The 16,315-nt window shown below is 74.6% G+C and carries 13 protein-coding genes; 5 read left to right on the top strand and 8 right to left on the bottom strand.

Going from position 1 to position 16,315, the window contains the following annotated elements:
- Positions 1-27 precede the first annotated feature (27 nt).
- Positions 28-714: a response regulator gene (locus GA0070623_RS26835; RefSeq protein WP_067301830.1), complete on the bottom strand. Its 687-nt coding sequence runs from the start codon at positions 712-714 to the stop codon at positions 28-30.
- Complete coding sequence (locus GA0070623_RS26830) at positions 711-1,952, bottom strand: sensor histidine kinase (RefSeq protein ID WP_067301921.1); 1,242 nt, start codon at positions 1,950-1,952, stop codon at positions 711-713. Before GA0070623_RS26830 ends, GA0070623_RS26835 begins: the two co-directional genes overlap by 4 nt.
- Positions 1,953-2,084: 132 nt before the next feature.
- Between GA0070623_RS26830 and GA0070623_RS26825 the strand changes: the two genes are divergently transcribed.
- Together GA0070623_RS26825 and GA0070623_RS26820 are read left to right on the top strand one after the other, a co-directional pair.
- Positions 2,085-2,996 (top strand): ABC transporter ATP-binding protein, encoded by a 912-nt coding sequence (locus GA0070623_RS26825; protein WP_067301924.1) that lies wholly within the window; start codon positions 2,085-2,087, stop codon positions 2,994-2,996.
- Positions 2,993-3,835, top strand: coding sequence for a hypothetical protein (locus tag GA0070623_RS26820; protein ID WP_067301833.1), 843 nt, complete (start codon positions 2,993-2,995; stop codon positions 3,833-3,835). The genes GA0070623_RS26825 and GA0070623_RS26820 overlap by 4 nt, the downstream gene beginning before the upstream one ends.
- A gap of 92 nt (positions 3,836-3,927) precedes the next feature.
- Here the strand turns inward: GA0070623_RS26820 and leuS are convergent, their stop codons facing one another.
- On the bottom strand, positions 3,928-6,783 hold the full coding sequence (leuS, locus tag GA0070623_RS26815) for a leucine--tRNA ligase (RefSeq protein WP_067301836.1): 2,856 nt from the start codon (positions 6,781-6,783) through the stop codon (positions 3,928-3,930).
- Between the two features lie 417 nt (positions 6,784-7,200).
- On the opposite strand from leuS, the gene GA0070623_RS26810 reads away from it, so the two are divergent.
- Genes GA0070623_RS26810 through GA0070623_RS26800 form a run of 3 tightly spaced genes read left to right on the top strand, consistent with a single transcriptional unit; the run spans position 7,201 to position 12,056 of the window.
- A complete protein-coding gene (locus GA0070623_RS26810; RefSeq protein WP_067301838.1) occupies positions 7,201-8,259 on the top strand; it encodes an AAA family ATPase in 1,059 nt (352 codons plus the stop codon).
- A 1-nt stretch (position 8,260) separates the two neighbouring features.
- A complete protein-coding gene (locus tag GA0070623_RS26805; RefSeq protein ID WP_067301840.1) occupies positions 8,261-9,559 on the top strand; it encodes a DUF58 domain-containing protein in 1,299 nt (432 codons plus the stop codon).
- Between the two features lie 28 nt (positions 9,560-9,587).
- Entirely contained in the window at positions 9,588-12,056 is a 2,469-nt protein-coding gene (locus tag GA0070623_RS26800; RefSeq protein ID WP_067301843.1) for a transglutaminase TgpA family protein, read from the top strand.
- Between the two features lie 198 nt (positions 12,057-12,254).
- Here GA0070623_RS26800 and GA0070623_RS26795 read toward each other — a convergent pair whose 3' ends face one another.
- From GA0070623_RS26795 to GA0070623_RS30485, 5 genes are all read right to left on the bottom strand, one after another.
- Positions 12,255-12,650, bottom strand: a complete 396-nt coding sequence (locus GA0070623_RS26795) for a DUF3040 domain-containing protein (protein WP_067301847.1) — start codon at positions 12,648-12,650, stop codon at positions 12,255-12,257.
- 115 nt (positions 12,651-12,765) lie between these two features.
- The gene (locus tag GA0070623_RS26790) at positions 12,766-14,025 is read right to left on the bottom strand and encodes a DNA polymerase IV (protein WP_067301850.1); all 1,260 of its coding nucleotides are present in this window, start codon (positions 14,023-14,025) and stop codon (positions 12,766-12,768) included.
- 92 nt (positions 14,026-14,117) lie between these two features.
- A complete protein-coding gene (locus GA0070623_RS26785; RefSeq protein ID WP_067301857.1) occupies positions 14,118-15,305 on the bottom strand; it encodes an alkaline phosphatase family protein in 1,188 nt (395 codons plus the stop codon).
- Positions 15,302-16,072, bottom strand: a complete 771-nt coding sequence (locus GA0070623_RS26780) for a methyltransferase domain-containing protein (RefSeq protein WP_067301928.1) — start codon at positions 16,070-16,072, stop codon at positions 15,302-15,304. The genes GA0070623_RS26785 and GA0070623_RS26780 overlap by 4 nt, the downstream gene beginning before the upstream one ends.
- Before the next feature lie 43 nt (positions 16,073-16,115).
- A complete protein-coding gene (locus tag GA0070623_RS30485) occupies positions 16,116-16,289 on the bottom strand; it encodes a hypothetical protein (protein ID WP_244253196.1) in 174 nt (57 codons plus the stop codon).
- Between the last annotated feature and the right edge of the window lie 26 nt (positions 16,290-16,315).

Genomic DNA, 16,315 nt, shown 5'->3' with positions numbered 1-16,315 from the left:
CCGGTGGCGGGCCGTCGCCGCGGTGGGTCAGCGGCCCCGGTCCGCGTCACGGTCGTCACGGCGCGCGGGGTGGATCAGTCCGGCCTCGTAGGCGGCGATGACCAGGTGCACCCGGTCCCGTGCGCCGAGCTTGGTGAACAGCCGGGCCACATGGGCCTTGGCGGTGGCCGCGCTGATGAACAGGTGCGCGGCGATCTCCGCGTTGGACAGTCCCCGGCCGACCAGGGTCAGCACCTCGCGTTCCCGCTCGGTCACCCCGGGCAGGGGGCGCGGGGGGGCCGCCCGGTCAGGGCGGCGGGCGAATTCGGCGATCAGCCGGCGGGTCACCGCCGGCGCGATGAGGGCGTCACCGGCGGCGACCACCCGGACCGCACCGAGGATGTCCTCCAGGGCCATGTCCTTGACCAGGAATCCGCTCGCCCCGGCACGCAGTGCGCCGTGCACGTGCGCGTCGTCGTCGAACGTGGTCAGCACCAGCACCCGGGGCGGGCCGCCGGCCGCGGTGATCGCCCGGGTGGCGGTGATGCCGTCGGTCCCGGGCATCCGCAGGTCCATCAGCACCACGTCGGGCAGCACGTCCCGGGCCAGCCGGACCGCCTCCGCGCCGGTGCCGGCCTCACCGACCACCTCGATGTCGGGCGCGTCGGCGATCAGCACCCGCAGACCGGCGCGGACCAGCGGCTGGTCATCGACGAGCAGGACCCGGATGCTCACCCGTCGACCCCGGCGGGCATCTCGACGCTGGCCCGTCCGCCGTCGGCCGGCAGGCGGGCGGCGACCCGGAAGCCGCCCTCCGGGCGCGACCCGGCGGCGAACCGGCCCCCGAGCAGCGTCACCCGTTCCCGCATGCCGACGATCCCGTGTCCCGCACCCGCACCCGCACCGCCGGGCGGAGCGCCCCGGCCCGCGTCGACCACCTCGACGCGCAGCCCGTCCGGCAGGTAGCCGAGGGTGACCTGACACCGGTCGACGCCCGCGTGCCGGACGACGTTCGTCAGCGCCTCCTGCACGATCCGGTAGGCGGCGAGGTCGACCTCCCCGGGCAGCTGTCGGGGCGGGCCCTCCCGGCGTACCGCCACCCGGACCCCCGCGTCGGCGGCGACGTCGACCAGCCGGTCCAGGTCCACCAGACCGGGCGGCGGGTCCAGCGACGCCGCCGCCTGCTGCGGGTGACGCAGCGCGCCGACGGTCCGCCGCAGCCCGGCCAGCGTGTCCCGGCTGGTCTGCTCGATGGCGGCGAGTGCGGCCCGGGCCTCCCCCGGCTGGGTGTCGATGACCCGGGCTCCGACACCCGCCTGGATGGCGATGACGCCGATGCTGTGCGCCACCATGTCGTGCACTTCCCGGGCGATCCGCAGCCGCTCCGCGGTGACCGCCTCGACGGCGGCGTGCGCGCGTGACTCCTCGGCGTGCCGTCGGCGGGCCCGCGCCGCGCCGCCGGCCACCACGGCGGCGACCACCAGCAGCACCGAACTGGCGGCCCGGTCGACCGGGCCGGTGGCCGAGTTGACGAAACCCGCCGTGACCTGCAGCACGAGCACCACGGCGGCGGCGGGGACCGCGATCCGGCCCGGGAAGCGTGCCGCGACCAGCCCCACCATCGCATCGACGACGAGGAACTGCAGGTACCAGACGGCGGACAGGTAGCCGTTCTCCCATCCGTTCGTCGCCACGGTCACCGTGCAGGCCCCGACGAGGGCCAGCCCCAGCGCGAGCAGCGGACGACGTCCCAGCAGCGCGGCGGGCAGCAACACCACCAGCGCCGGCGCGAGATAGCGCAGCGGGATCCCCGGCACGCTTCCGTCGGGGGTGACGACCGGCAGGAGCGGGCCACCCGTGCCGACGGTCGACGCGAGCAGCACCACGGCCGGGAGCAGGCTCACCCCGGCCCAGATCAGGACCGTCCGCACCCGGCGGGCGACGGGGTCCGGACGGGTGGCGACGGGACGCATGGACACACCGTAGCCAGCGGGTGGCCGGGTGGTCATCAGCCGGCGGGCGTACGCCCCGGGGCCTACCCCGCGGGGCCGGAAGTGGCCGGCGGTACGACGTCCGGTCGGCCGCCGTCCGGCAGCGTCGAACCCGTGATCGAGATACGTGACCTCACCAAGCGGTACGGCCGGACCACTGCCGTGGACCGGCTGACCCTCACCGTCCGGCCCGGACACGTGACCGGATTCCTCGGACCCAACGGCGCCGGCAAGTCCACCACCCTGCGGCTGCTGCTCGGCCTGCACCGCCCGACCAGCGGCAGCACCCTGATCGACGGGCAGCCGTTCGCCGCACGCCGGCGCGGGTTGCGGCACGTCGGCGCGCTGCTCGACGCGGGCGACGTGCACGGCGGGCGGAGCGCCCGGTCGCACCTGCGGGCGCTGGCCGCCAGCAACGCCATCGGCCGGTCGCGGGTCGACGAGGTGCTGGGCGAGGTGGGCCTGACCGGGGTCGCCGGACGCCGGATCGGTGGTTTCTCGCTCGGCATGAAGCAGCGGCTCGGCATCGCCGCCGCGCTGCTGGGCGATCCGCCGACGCTGCTGTTCGACGAGCCGTTCAACGGGCTCGACCCGGCGGGGGTGCGGTGGGTGCGCGAACTGTTCCGGCGGCTCGCCGCCGAGGGCCGGACCGTCCTCGTCTCCAGCCATCTGATGAGCGAGATGGAACAGACCGCCCAGCACCTGGTGGTGATCGGCCGGGGCGAGTTGATCGCCGACGAGAGCCTGGCCGAGTTCGCCACCCGCAGCGTCCGGACGCAGGTCGTGGTCCGTACGCCCGACCCGACGGCGCTGACCGTCGCGGTGCGTGAGGTGGGCGCGGACGTGGGGACGGCCCCCGACGGCTCGCTCACGGTGACCGGCCTGAGCCCGACGGCGCTCGGCGACCTGGCATTCACCCGGGGCATCCCGGTGCACGAGTTGATCACCCGGTCCACCTCGCTGGAGGAAGCGTTCATGAACCTCACCGCCGACCGCGTCGACTACCGGGCAGGAGAAGACCGGTGACCGCACCGACCGAGGCCACCCGGAGCGCCGGCCGCCGGGCCGTCGAGCCCACCGCCCGCTTCCGTGACCTGCTCGCCGCCGAGTGGATCAAGCTGTGGTCGCTGCGTTCCACCTACGGGTCGCTGGCGCTGATCGCGGTCTCGGCCGTGCTGTTCAGCGTGCGGGCGGCCCTGGCCGACCACCACAACTGGCCTGGCTACTCGGCGGAGCGGCAGGCCGCGTTCGACCCGATCCACGACGCCTTCCCCGAGGAGGGTTGGTTGTTCGTCATCCTCGCCGCCGGGGCGGTCGGCGCGGTGGCGATCGCCGGTGAGTACGCCAGCGGCCAGATCCGTACGACGTTCGCCGCCGTACCGGCCCGAGCCGCCGTGGCCGCCGCCAAGGTGCTGGTGCTGGCGACGGTCATGCTGGTCGTCGGGGTGCTGACCGCAGGTGTGTCGTTCGGGCTGTCGCAGGCCATCCTCGCCGACCGGGGGGCCGGCGCGTCGCCCGGCGACCCCGGGGCGTTGCGGGCGGTCGTCGCCTCGGCGCTGCTGCTGCCGGTCTGCGCGCTCATCGGCCTGGGCTTCGGCGCGCTGCTGCGGCACACCGCCCCGGCGATCGTCGCGACCACGGGGCTGCTGCTCCTGCTGCCGCTCGCGTTCGACCTGGAGAACCGGTGGACGGCCGCGCTCCACAACGCCCTGCCGGTGCCGGCCTGGGAGAGGCTCGTCGCGAACCCGTACCTCCAGTTCAACGAGCATCTCGCCACGATCCCGGGTTCCTGGCTGGCCCTCGCCGTCTGGCCGGCCGTCGCCACCCTGGTGGCCGCGCTGGTCGTGCACCGCCGCGAACCCTGACCCGCCCCGGTCCGGCAGCAGCACGGGGGCGGGCCGGTGGGACGGGCCCCTCGCGGCGCATGAAGCGTCGACGAGGGGCCCTTCCCGACAGCTCAGGCGACGACCGAGACCAGCCGGCCCGGCACCACGATGACCTTGCGGGGTTCCTTGCCGGCCAGCGCGGACGCGACCGCCTCCAGGGCCGCCGCCCGGACGGCCTCCTGCGCCGCGTCGGCGGGCACCTCGACCCGGCCGCGCACCTTGCCGTTGACCTGCACCGGATAGGTGAGCGTCTCGGCGACCAGCAGCGCCGGGTCGGCGGTCGGGAAGTCCGCGTACGCCAGCGAGGTGTCGTGGCCCAGCATCCGCCACAGCTCCTCGGCCACGTGCGGGGCGAACGGGGCCAGCATCAGCACCAGGGGCTCGGCCACCTCGCGCGGGGTCTGCTCCAGCCGGGTCACCGCGTTGGTCAGCTCGATCAGCTTGGCGATCGCGGTGTTGAACCGGATGCCCTCCATGTCGGTCCGGACCCCGTCGACGATCCGGTGCAGCAGCCGGCGGGTGGTCTCGTCGGCCGGCGCGTCGGTGACCCGCAGCGTGCCGGTCTGCTCGTCGACCACGGCCCGCCAGACCCGTTGCAGGAACCGGTACGACCCGACCACCGCCCGGGTCTCCCAGGGGCGGGACACCTCCAGCGGGCCCATCGACATCTCGTACACCCGGAAGGTGTCCGCGCCGTACGCCGCGCACATGTCGTCCGGGGTGACCACGTTGCGCAGCGACTTGCCCATCTTGCCGTACTCGCGGGTCACCTCCTGCTCACCGTGCCACCAGCGGCCGTCGACCTCGACGACCTCCTCGGCGGGCACGTAGACGCCCCGCGGGTCGGTGAACGCGAACGCCTGGATCATGCCCTGGTTGAACAGCCTGCGGAACGGCTCGAACGACGACACGTGCCCCAGGTCGTACAGCACCTTGTGCCAGAACCGGGCGTACAGCAGGTGCAGTACGGCGTGCTCGGCCCCGCCGACGTACAGATCGGTGCCCCCGCAGTCGCCCTCGGCGCGCGGCCCCATCCAGTACCGCTCGTTCTCGGCGTCGACGAACCGGTCGGGGTTGGTGGGGTCCAGGTAGCGCAGCTCGTACCAGCAGGAGCCGGCCCACTGCGGCATCACGTTGGTCTCCCGGGTGTACCGCTGCGGCCCGTCGCCCAGGTCCAGCTCCACCTCGACCCAGTCACGCCGCCGCGACAGCGGGGTCTCCGGGTTGCTGTCGGCGTCGTCCGGGTCGAACGTCTTCGGCGAGAAGTCGTCCACCTCGGGCAGCTCGACCGGCAGCATCGACTCGGGCAGCGGGATCGCCGCGCCGGTGGAGTCGTACACGATCGGGAACGGCTCGCCCCAGTAGCGCTGCCGGGAGAACAACCAGTCCCGCAGCCGCCAGGTGACCGCGCCGACACCGTGGCCGTTGGCCTCCAGCCAGGCGATGATCGCCGACTTGGCGTCGGCCACCCCCATCCCGTTGAGGTCCAGGCCGCGCTCGGGCGCGGCGCTGTTGATCGCCGGCCCGTCCCCGGTGTACGCCTTCCCGTCGAACCCGTCGGCGGGCTGCACGGTCCGCACGATCGGCAGCTCGAAGACCTCGGCGAAGTCCCAGTCCCGCTCGTCCTGGGCGGGCACCGCCATGATCGCGCCGGTGCCGTAGCCGGCCAGCACGTAGTCGGCGATGAAGATCGGGAGCTGCCCGCCGGTGACCGGGTGGGTGGCGTACGCGCCGACGAAGACGCCGGTCTTCTCCCGGGTGTCGGCCTGCCGCTCCACGTCGGTCTTGGCCGCCGCCGCCTTCCGGTACGCCTCGACGGCCTCCCGGGGGCCGGCGTGCCCCCCGGTCCAGGCGTCCCGCGTCCCGGCCGGCCAGGTGGTCGGGGTCAGCGCGTCGACCAGCTCGTGCTCGGGGGCCAGCACCAGGTAGGTGGCCCCGAAGAGGGTGTCCGGCCGGGTGGTGAAGACCCTGATGCGGGCTTCGCCGGAATCGGTGGTCCCGGCCGTGAAGTCGATGTGCGCGCCGGTGGAGCGGCCGATCCAGTTGCGCTGTTGCAGCTTGATCGACTCGGGCCAGTCCAGCGCGTCCAGGTCGTCCAGCAGCCGGTCGCCGTACGCGGTGATCCGCATCATCCACTGCTTCAGGTTGCGCTTGAAGACCGGGAAGTTGCCCCGGTCGGAGCGGCCGTCGGCGGTGACCTCCTCGTTGGCCAGCACGGTGCCCAGCCCCGGGCACCAGTTCACCGGCGCCTGCGAGACGTACGCCAGCCGGTGGTCGTCGACGATCCGCCGCTGTTCGGCGTCGGTCAGCTCGGCCCAGGCCCGGCCGTCCGGGGTCGGCCGGTCACCGGCGGCGAACGCCGCGACCAACTCGGCGACCGGGCGGGCCTTCCGGGCGTCGGGGTCGTACCAGGAGTTGAAGATCTGCAGGAAGACCCACTGGGTCCACCGGTAGAAGTCGGTGTCGATGGTGGCCACCGAGCGCCGCTCGTCGTGGGCCAGCCCCAGCCGGCGCAGCTGCGCCTTGTACCGCTCGATGTTGGCCACCGTGGTCGTCCGGGGATGGGTGCCGGTCTGCACCGCGTACTGCTCGGCGGGCAGCCCGAACGCGTCGAAACCCATCGCGTGCAGCACGTTGCGGCCGGACATCCGCTGGTAGCGGGCGTAGCAGTCGGTGCCGATGTAGCCCAGCGGGTGGCCGACGTGCAGCCCTGCGCCGGACGGGTAGGGGAACATGTCCAGCACGTAGAGCTTCTCCGCGCCGGCCCGTGGGTGGTCCGGGTCGGCCAGCGGGCCGGTGGGGTTCGGGGCGTGGAAGGTGCCCTCCCGCGCCCAGGTGTCCTGCCACCGACGCTCGATCTCGTCGGCCAGGGCGGCGGTGTACCGGAACGGGGGGGTGTCGCCCGCCGGTGCGGCTGCCTCAGTCATGGCTTCTCCTTGGCGCGGTCAGGTCGGATCCGGGGCATCTGTTCAGGGCACGAAAAAGCCCCTCGCACAGGAGGGGCCGCCGTGCCGTCGCGCGTCAGCGCGTCAGCACGGCTCGGTAAGAAGCAGGATGGCTCCGGCCATGTCCCGCAGTGTACCCCCTGGCGTCCGCCGGCCGCGGACCACGTCCGGTCCGGCGGTCACCGTCCGTGACCGACCGGCCGCGTCAGGTCCCCCGACCTGACGAATATCCGCTGGGTGACCGGCCGACTTCCGGCAGGGTTCGGCGATCACCGCAAACATGGTTAGCCTGAGAGACCAGTGCGATTCCTGCGGCAGACGAGGCTTCCCGTTGCGAACCGAACGACGGGTCCAGGTGCTCCTTACAGAGCTGCCGTCGTGGCGACGAGGGGAAGGCCCGTGACACAACAGACCTGGGACGAGGTGGGCGGCGTGCTGCCGCACGACGAGTTCCATGCCGCCAGCGAGGCCGTCGTGGCCAACATCGAGCAGGTCATCGAGGGCAAGACAGCCACGGTGCGGCTCGCCCTGGCGGTCCTGCTGGCCGAGGGCCACCTGCTGATCGAGGACGTCCCGGGCGTGGGCAAGACCAAACTGGCCAAGGCGCTGGCCCGGTCCATCGACTGCTCGGTCCGCCGCATCCAGTTCACCCCGGACCTGCTGCCCAGCGACGTCACCGGGGTCAGCGTCTACAACCAGGAGACCCACGACTTCGAGTTCCGGCCCGGCGCGGTCTTCGCCAACCTGGTCGTCGGCGACGAGATCAACCGGGCCTCGCCGAAGACCCAGTCCGCGCTGCTGGAGTGCATGGAGGAGCGGCAGGTCACCGTCGACGGGGTCACCTACCAGCTCCAGACGCCGTTCATGGTGATCGCCACCCAGAACCCGATCGAGATGGAGGGGACGTACCCCCTGCCGGAGGCGCAGCGGGACCGGTTCACCGCCCGGATCGCGATGGGCTACCCCGGCCCGGAGGCCGAGCTGGCCATGCTCGACGGGCACGGCGCCGCCGACCCGCTCCAGGAGCTGCGCCCGGTCTCCGACGCCGACACGGTCCGCCGGCTGATCGCCACCGTCCGCAACGTGCACGTCGCCGACGCCGTCAAGCAGTACGCCGTCGACCTGGTCACCGCCACCCGGGAGGCCCCCGACCTGCGGCTGGGCGCGTCCCCCCGGGCCACCCTCCAGCTGCTGCGCACCGCCCGCGCGGTGGCCGCCCTGGAGGGGCGTGACTACGTGCTCCCCGACGACCTGCAGGCGCTGGCGGTGCCGGTGCTGGCCCACCGGGTCATCCCCACCGCCGACGCCCAGCTCGCCCGGCGCACCACCGACGCGATCGTCGCCGACCTGGTGCACCGGCTGGCCCTGCCGTCGGACCGCAAGCGCGCCACCGGGTACGACACGCCCCGGCCCGCCGCCGGCAACGGCCGCCCGCCGTTCGAGCCGCGGAGGCCGTGACGTGCGGGCCGGGCTGCGGGGCCTGACCACCCGGGGTCGTTCGTTCCTGGCGGCGGCGATCGCCGCGGCGATCTCCGCCGGCATCCTCGGCGAGCGGGACCTGCTGCGGGTGGCGGTGCTGCTCGCCGTCCTGCCACTGCTCGCCGCGCTCTACGTCGGGCGGACCAGGTACAAGCTGGCCTGCAACCGCTCGCTCGACCCGCACCGGGTGCCGGTCGGGGCCAGCTCCCGGGTGGTGCTGCGGTTGCAGAACATGTCCCGGCTGCCCACCGGCACCCTGCTGCTGGAGGACCGGCTGCCGTACGCGCTGGGCAGCCGGCCCCGGGTGGTGCTGGAACGACTCGGCGCGCAGCAGGCCAGCTCGGTGGCGTACACCGTCCGGGCCGACGTGCGCGGCCGGTACAAGGTGGGGCCCCTGGTGGTCCGGATGACCGACCCGTTCGGGCTGTGCGAGCTGGCCCGGGCGTTCCCCAGCACCGAGCAGCTGACGGTGGTCCCCCAGGTTACCCCGCTGCCCTCGGTACGCCTGCCCGGTGAGTACGCCGGCAGCGGCGACAGCCGGGCCCGGTCGGTCGCCGTGCACGGCGAGGACGACACCGCCACCCGGGAGTACCGGATGGGCGACGACCTGCGCCGGGTGCACTGGAAGTCGACCGCCCGCACCGGTGAGCTGATGGTGCGCCGGGAGGAACAGCCCTGGGAGAGCCGGGCCACGGTGCTGCTGGACACCCGGGCGCACGGCCACCGGGGCGACGGTCCGACGGCCAGCTTCGAGTGGTCGGTCTCCGCCGCCGCCAGCATCACCACCCACCTCCGGCAGGCCGGCTACAAGCTCCGCCTGGTCACCGGGGACGGGGTGGACGTCGACGCCACCGAGGCCACCGGTGACGGCCTGCTCCTCGACCACCTCGCCGACGTCCGGCTCGACCAGCGCGGCGACGTCGCGGCCCTGGTGCAGCGGGTCCGGCAACGCGCCGACGGCGGCCTGATCATCGCGCTGTTCGGGTCGCTGACCACCGCCGAGGCGGAGCTGTTGAGCGGGCTGCGCGGCAGCGGCGCGACCTGCGTCGGTTTCCTGCTCAACAGCTCCACCTGGCTCAGCCTGCCGGAACGTGCCCGGTTCGAGGCCGAGCAGGTCCACGCCGCCGCCGCGCTCACCCTGTTGCAGGGCGGCTGGCGGATCATCGGGGTCGACCACGACGGTCAACTGCCGGTGCTCTGGCCGCAGGCCGGGCGCGGCTCGCAGGGCTTCGCGCTGCGGGCGGCCCTGGCCGAGACGGTTGCCGGGGCGGTGCGGTGACCCGTCCGACCACAGAGAGGGTGACGCCGTGATCGCGTCCCGGAACATCGGCTTCGTGGCCGCCGCGGCGACCCTGCTCGCCGCTGCCCCGCTGTCGTCGATCTTCCAGCAGTGGACCTGGCTGATCCAGTCGACCATCGCGGTCGCCGTGGTGGCCGGCGCGGCGGCGCTCACCCGGCTGGTCCGGGCCCCGCTCTGGGGTCAGGTGCTGGGCATGCTCGCCGGTCTACTGCTCGCGCTGACCTGGCTCTTCCCGGGCGGCAGCGAGCTGATCGCGTTCCTGCCCACGCCGGGGACGCTGGCCCACTTCGGTGAGCTGGCCCAGGGTTCGTTGCAGGACATGCGCTCCTACGGGGTGAAGGTGCCGGACACCACCCCGCTGCTGTTCATCAGCGTGCTCGGGGTGGGTTCGGTGGCGGTCGTGGTCGACGTGCTCGCCGTCGGGCTGCGCCGACCGGCGCTGGCCGGGCTGCCCATGCTGGCCATCTACTCGGTCCCGGTGGCGGTCTACGTGGACAGTGTGCCGGCGCTGCCGTTCGTGGTCGGCGCCGCCGGCTACCTCTGGCTGCTGGTCACCGACAACGTCGACCGGGTCCGCCGGTTCGGCCGCCGGTTCACCGGCGAGGGCCGCGACGTGGACGTCTGGGAGTCCTCCCCGCTGGCCGCCGCCGGCCGCCGGCTGGCGGTGGTCGGGGTGGTCCTGGCCGTGGTGCTGCCGCTGGCCGTGCCAGGGATGAGCGGTGGACTGCTGGACCAGTTCATCGGCGCCGGCAACGGCACCGGCACCGGACGCCCCGGCCAGGGCGGTGGCCCCGGGCGGATCGACCTCTTCGCAGCGCTCAGCGGGCAGCTCAACCAGTCCGAGGTGGCCGACATGGTGAAGGTCACCACCACCGAGAAGAACCCCTTCTACCTGCGGTTCGGCGTCGCGGACGACCTGCGTCCGGACGGCTTCCGGGTACGCGCGCCCAACGGCCGACCGGTCAACCGGGAACTCCCCGACCCGGCGGACCGGGCCGGGCCGGGGGTGGAGCAGCAGACCTACCGGGCGACCGTGGAGGTCAGCCGGACACTGAACATGCCCTTCGTGCCGCTCTACACCGATCCGGTCGGCTTCGACGGGCTCAACGGCAACTGGTCGTACGACCAGAACCTCGGGGTGGTCTTCTCCAACCGGGACAACTCCCGGGGCAAGCGCTACTCGTTCGAGTACGTGCGCTCGACGTACGACCCGGCGGCGCTGCGCCGGGCCCGGCCGCTGCCCGCCGACCACCCGATCCGGCGGCAACAGACCCGGACCCCGGAGGCACGGGAGGTCACCCTGCTGGTCAACCGGCTGGTGGAGGGGAAGTCCACCGACTACGACCGGGTCCGGTCGATCTACGACTACTTCTCCCAGGAGAACGGCTTCCGGTACTCGCTGAGCACCAAGGGCGGCACCAGCGGCCAGGAGATCGTGGACTTCCTCACCAACAAGGTCGGCTACTGCCAGCAGTACGCGGCGGCGCTGGCCTGGCTGGTGCGGGAGGCCGGCATTCCGGCCCGGGTGGCGTTCGGCTTCACCAACGGCAGCAACGTCGACGGGGACACCTACACGTTGACCAACCGGAACCTGCACTCCTGGACGGAGGTCTACTTCGACCGGCTGGGGTGGGTGCCGTTCGACGCCACCCCCGCGTACGGCGTCCAGGGGTCCACCCGGTCGGCGTGGGCGCCGGACACCGACGCGCCGGACCCGGAGCCGTCGGACACCGCCGCGCCGGCCGCCCCGGGTGACCCGGGCGCCACCGCCGGGCCGCAGGCCGACGACGAGACCGACCGGGAGGTCGACCAGGGCTTCGACTCGACCGTCAACGCCCCGGTCGAACGCGCCCCGACCTGGCCGTGGTGGACGGCCGCCGGGTTGCTCGCGCTGCTGGCGCTGCTGGCCGTGCCAGCGCTGCGTCGCCGTGCGCTGCGCCAGCGGCGGCACCGCCCGCCCGTCCCGGTGGCGGCCGGCGCGGCCCCCGACGGCGCGGTGGGTGGGAGCGTCCCGATGACGGTGCTGGGTGCGGAGGCCGACCGGGCCCGGTCGGACGCGCACGCGGCCTGGGACGAGCTGCTCGACACCCTGATCGACTACCGGGTGCCGATCGACCGCACGGAGACGCCCCGGGCGACCGCCGAACGGCTGGCCCGGGAGGCGGTCGGCGCGGACGGCGACTCGGCCACGGCGGTGCGGCTGCTCGGCCGGGCGGAGGAACGCGCCCGCTACGCCCGGAATCCGCTCACCGGTGAGCCGCTGTACCCGGCGTTGCGGACGGTACGCGGCACCCTGGCCGCCAGGGCGGACCGGCGTACCCGGTTCCTCGCCGCCGTGCTGCCCCCGTCGGTGCTGCTGCGCTGGCGCACCTCGCTCGGCGACGGCTCGGCACGGCTGGTGGCGGCCTCCGGCCGGCTCCGCCGGCTGCTGCTGCGCTGGAACCCCCGCCGGCTGCTGGCCGCCCGCCGCGCCTGACCGTCGCCCGCCCCCGGTGCTGCTACCGGGCCGGCGGGCGACCCGCTACCGGGCGGCCGGCGCGCGTGCTCCCGGGCCGGCAGGCGATGCGTGCCGTCGGGCGGGCGACGCGGACATGGCGATACGACGGAGGTTGCCGGACGTCGTCCGGCACCCACCGTCGGCGGTGACGCCCGTCCATCCCGTGGGGCGGACAGGTCAGCGGTGTCCCTCCGGACGCTGCCGCCACCGATCTTCCATCCGGTCCAGCAGCGACGGCCGACGGCCACCCCGGCCACGCGGACGGCGACGACTCGTCGTGCCACCCACCACGTGCAGGTCCGGTGACTGCGCCCGCCGGTGCGACTGCACCGCGTAGCCCAGCGCGGCCAGCATGACGACGAACCCCGCCACTGCCAGCGGCGGCGTCTTGATCACCGCGCCGTAGACCAACAGGGCCAGGCCGACGACCACCACGCCGGCAGCGACGAGCAGGCGACGTCGCGTGTGGAAACGCGGGTCGCTGGCGCGCACGGCCGAGGCGAATTTGGGGTCCTCGGCAAGCGACCGCTCGATCTGCTCGAACAGCCGCTGCTCGTGCTCCGAGAGCGGCACGGCACTCCTCCCCGGTCACGTTGGTCGGCCCGGTCGGGCCGACAGACCGTGGCAGCCATCCGGCTGCTTGCCGCCAAGTCTACGAGGGGGCTCGCGCGTCGGAAAGCGGGACGACCTACGGCCGACTGCTATTTTCCCCGGGCCGGCGGTCACGTTTGCCGAGCAGACTGGCCGGACCTATGACGGACCGCCCGAAACGGGCAGCCGCCGCGTCCGCGGCGGTCTCCGCTTCCCGCCAGCCCCGCTCCGGTGCGCCGAGCGTGAGCTGTCGCGGCGTGTCGGCCACGCCGGCCAGGCCCTCCACCCGGACGCCGACCAGCCGGACCGGCTCACCAGGGTCGAGAACCGTCCAGAGGCCCCAGGAGGTGTCGAATATCTCCCGGGCCACGTCGGTCGCCACGCCGAGGGTCCGGGACCGGTGGACGGTGCGGAAATCGGACAGTCGCACCTTGAGCGAGATCGTCCGGCCGACCTGACCGGCCCCGCGCAGCCGGCTGCCCACCTTCTCGCTGAGGGCGAGCAACGCCCGGCGGATCTCCTGCGGGTCGACGACGTCGACGTCGAAGGTCACCTCGGCCCCGATGGACTTCTCCACCTGCTCCGGGCTGACCGGACGGGGGTCGCGCCCCCGGGCCAGCTCGTGCAGGTGGGTCGCGGCCGCCACCCCGAGCGCCTTGCGGAGCATCCCGGCGGGTGCCTCGGCCAGGTCGCCGATGGTGCGCAGGCCGAGCCGCCGCAGCGTCTCGGCGGACCGCTCGCCCACCCCCCACAACGCGTCGACCGGCAGCGGGTGCAGGAACTCCAGCACCCGACCGGCCGGCACCACGAGCAGGCCGTCCGGCTTGGCCCGGGTGGAGCCGAGCTTCGCCACGAACTTGCTCGGTGCCACCCCGACCGAGCAGGTCAGCCCCTGCTCGGCCGTCACCCGGGCGCGGATCCGCCGGGCGATGGCGGCCGGCGGGCCGAACAACCGGCGGGCACCGGTCACGTCGAGGAACGCCTCGTCGAGGGAGAGCGGCTCGACCAGCGGGGTGACGTCCCGGAAGATCCGCATCACCGCGTCGGAGGCCGCCCGGTAGCGGGCGAAGTCAGGGGGCAGGTAGACCGCGCCCGGGCAGAGCGCCCGCGCCCGTGCGGTGGGCATCGCGCTGCGCACGCCGTACCGGCGGGCCTCGTAACTGGCGGAACTGACCACGCCGCGCGGGCCGACCCCGCCGACCACCACCGGCCGACCGCGCAGCTCGGGCCGGTGGCGCACCTCCACGGCGGCGAAGAAGGCGTCCATGTCGACGTGCAGGATCGGGCTGGCCGAGTCGTCGGCGTCGGGGCCGAAACGCGGGTCACCACCCCGCGGCAACGACTGGCTCCGGCCCATCCCCGCAGGCTAGCCGCCCGGTACGACACCTGGCCCGGCAGCCGGGTCACGCGACGCCGCGCCACGCAGCCGGCGGCCGGGCAGTCCGGCCGTCAGCCCCGCACCACCAGCAGCGGCACGGTCATCTCCGCCGCCGTGTCCGCCCCGTGGTACGCCACCAGCCGGGACGCCGCCGGCGGCTCGGACCGGGTGGCCAGCACCGCGTACGTGTCCCGGCAGGTCACCACCACGTCGCCGACCCGGTGCAGGTGGTCCTCGTCGACCGGGCCGAACCAGCCCTCGGCCACCAGCTCCTCGCGGGTGGTCACCCGGGCCGCCGGGCCGAGCACCGCCGACCAGGTGGCCAGCACGTCGTCCACCGCACCCGGCTCGACGTGCAGGTACCGCACCCGGGGCTCACCGGCGACCACCCGCACCCCGGCCCGTAGCCGCAGGTCGGTGTCCAGGTCGAAGCGGTGCCCCGCGGGCACGTCGAGCTGGCCGTGGTCGGCGGTGACCAGCAGCGCGGCATCCGGCGGCAGCCCGTCGACGAGCCGGGCCAGCAGGCCGTCCACCCCGGCGGCGGCGATCCGCCACGGCGCCGAGTCGACCCCGCTCAGGTGCCCGTGCCGGTCCAGGTCGGGGTGGTAGCCGGAGACCAGGGTGGGGCCGGTACCGGCGGCCAGCACCGCCAGCATCGTCCGGGCCAGGGCGTCCACCCCGGCGGCCCCCCGGTAGTCGCCGCCCCGGTTGGCGGCCAGGGTGAGCCCGCTGCCGGCGTACTCGGGGCGGCTCACCACGGTCACCGCGACCCCGGCGGCACGGGCGCGCTGCCACTGGGTCCGCACCGGCTGCCAGTGCAGCGGGTCCGGGTCGCCGGCCCAGTCGATGTGGTTGAGCACCCGGTCGGTGCCGGGCACCCGGACGGTGAAGCCGAGCACGCCGTGCGCCCCGGGGGCCGCCCCCGCGCCCAGGGTGACCAGGCTGGTCGGGGTGGTGGAGGGGAAACCCGAGGTCAGCGGGCGGCCCACCGTCGCGGCCAGCCCGGTCAGGGTCGGGGCGTACCGGGCGGCGGTGGGGAGCTGGTACCACCCGAGGCCGTCGACCAGCAACACCGCGATCCGCCGTACCCCGGCCAGGCCCGGCGCGAGCCCGAGCAGGTCGACCGCGCCCGGCACACCGAGCACGGCCAACGCGCTGGGCAGCACGTCGGCCAGGCTGCCCCCGCCGTAGCGCGGCGGCACCACCGCCAGCGGATCGGCGGGAGGCGCGGGCAGGCCACTGCGGGGCACGCCGGTCATGCCGGCCGGCGGGCGAACAGGTGCAGCTGGGCGGCGAGGTCCCGGTACGGCGGGCGCCCGGCCAGCGCCCGTTCCAGCTCCACCAGGGCACCCGGCTGGGCGTCGGCGACGCTGGCGGGCAGCAGGTCGGCCAGGACGCGTACCCCGTGGATCTCCTCCACGGTGAGGCCGGCGGCACTCAGCAGCGCGGCGGCCTCCCCGGCGTCGAACCGGCGGCGCAGGGTGTCCCGGGGGCCGGCGGCCCCGTCGGCGGCGGCGACCAGCGCGGCGGCGACCTCCATCTGGCCGTTCATCGCCCGGCCCAGCACGGCGGCGGCCCGCCCGGGGACCAGCACACTCGCCGCACCCCCGGGGCGCAGCGCGCCGGCCAGCGCGGTCGCCACCGGACCCGGGTCGTCGACCACCTCCAGCACCGAATGGCACAGCACCAGGTCGACGGAGGCCGGTTCGACCAGGCCGGTCAGCGCGTCGCCGTCGCCCTGCACGGCGCGTACCCGGTCGGCCACCCCGGCCTCGGCGGCCCGGCGGGTGAGCGCGGCGAGCGCGTCAGGGCTGGCGTCGACCACGGTCACCCGGTGGCCGGCCTGGGCCAGCGGCACGGCGAACCCGCCCGTGCCGCCACCCACGTCGAGCACTGACAGCTCGACGTCGGCCCGCCGGTCCAGCTCGGCGGCGAGCACCGACCAGACGACGGCGGTACGGGGGGTCAGCGGCGGCCCGGCGAACCGGCCTCGGGTGCTCTGCTCCACCCGGTCGAGCCTAGTCACCCGCGCCACCCGACCCCCCGCTGGCGGTGCCGACGCCGCCGGCTCAGATCTCCCCGCCGCCGGCCGGGTCCTCCTCGGCGCGGGACCGGCGGTCGTTGGCCACCGGCCCCTCGGTCACCTGGTACTCCCGCGGCTCGGCGTCCTGGGCGGGCGTCCAACCGGCCCCCAGCCGGGTGCGCCGGGCGTTCGCCAGTCCACCGGTGTACGTACTGTCCATCGTCACTGGTCATCCCCCTTGCCACG

This window comes from Micromonospora rifamycinica (assembly GCF_900090265.1).
Taxonomy (GTDB): domain Bacteria; phylum Actinomycetota; class Actinomycetes; order Mycobacteriales; family Micromonosporaceae; genus Micromonospora; species Micromonospora rifamycinica.
Note: the sequence above shows the minus strand (reverse complement) of the source record. Positions and strands in the feature narration are given on the sequence as shown.

What these genes read in the sequence shown, in the direction of transcription:
- GA0070623_RS26830 (WP_067301921.1), bottom strand. Translation starts at nt 1,952, where the DNA reads ATGCGTCCCGTCGCCACCCGTCCGGACCCCGTCGCCCGCCGGGTGCGG.
- leuS (WP_067301836.1), bottom strand. Translation starts at nt 6,783, where the DNA reads ATGACTGAGGCAGCCGCACCGGCGGGCGACACCCCCCCGTTCCGGTAC.
- GA0070623_RS26790 (WP_067301850.1), bottom strand. Translation starts at nt 14,025, where the DNA reads ATGGGCCGGAGCCAGTCGTTGCCGCGGGGTGGTGACCCGCGTTTCGGC.
- GA0070623_RS26785 (WP_067301857.1), bottom strand. Translation starts at nt 15,305, where the DNA reads ATGACCGGCGTGCCCCGCAGTGGCCTGCCCGCGCCTCCCGCCGATCCG.
- GA0070623_RS30485 (WP_244253196.1), bottom strand. Translation starts at nt 16,289, where the DNA reads ATGGACAGTACGTACACCGGTGGACTGGCGAACGCCCGGCGCACCCGG.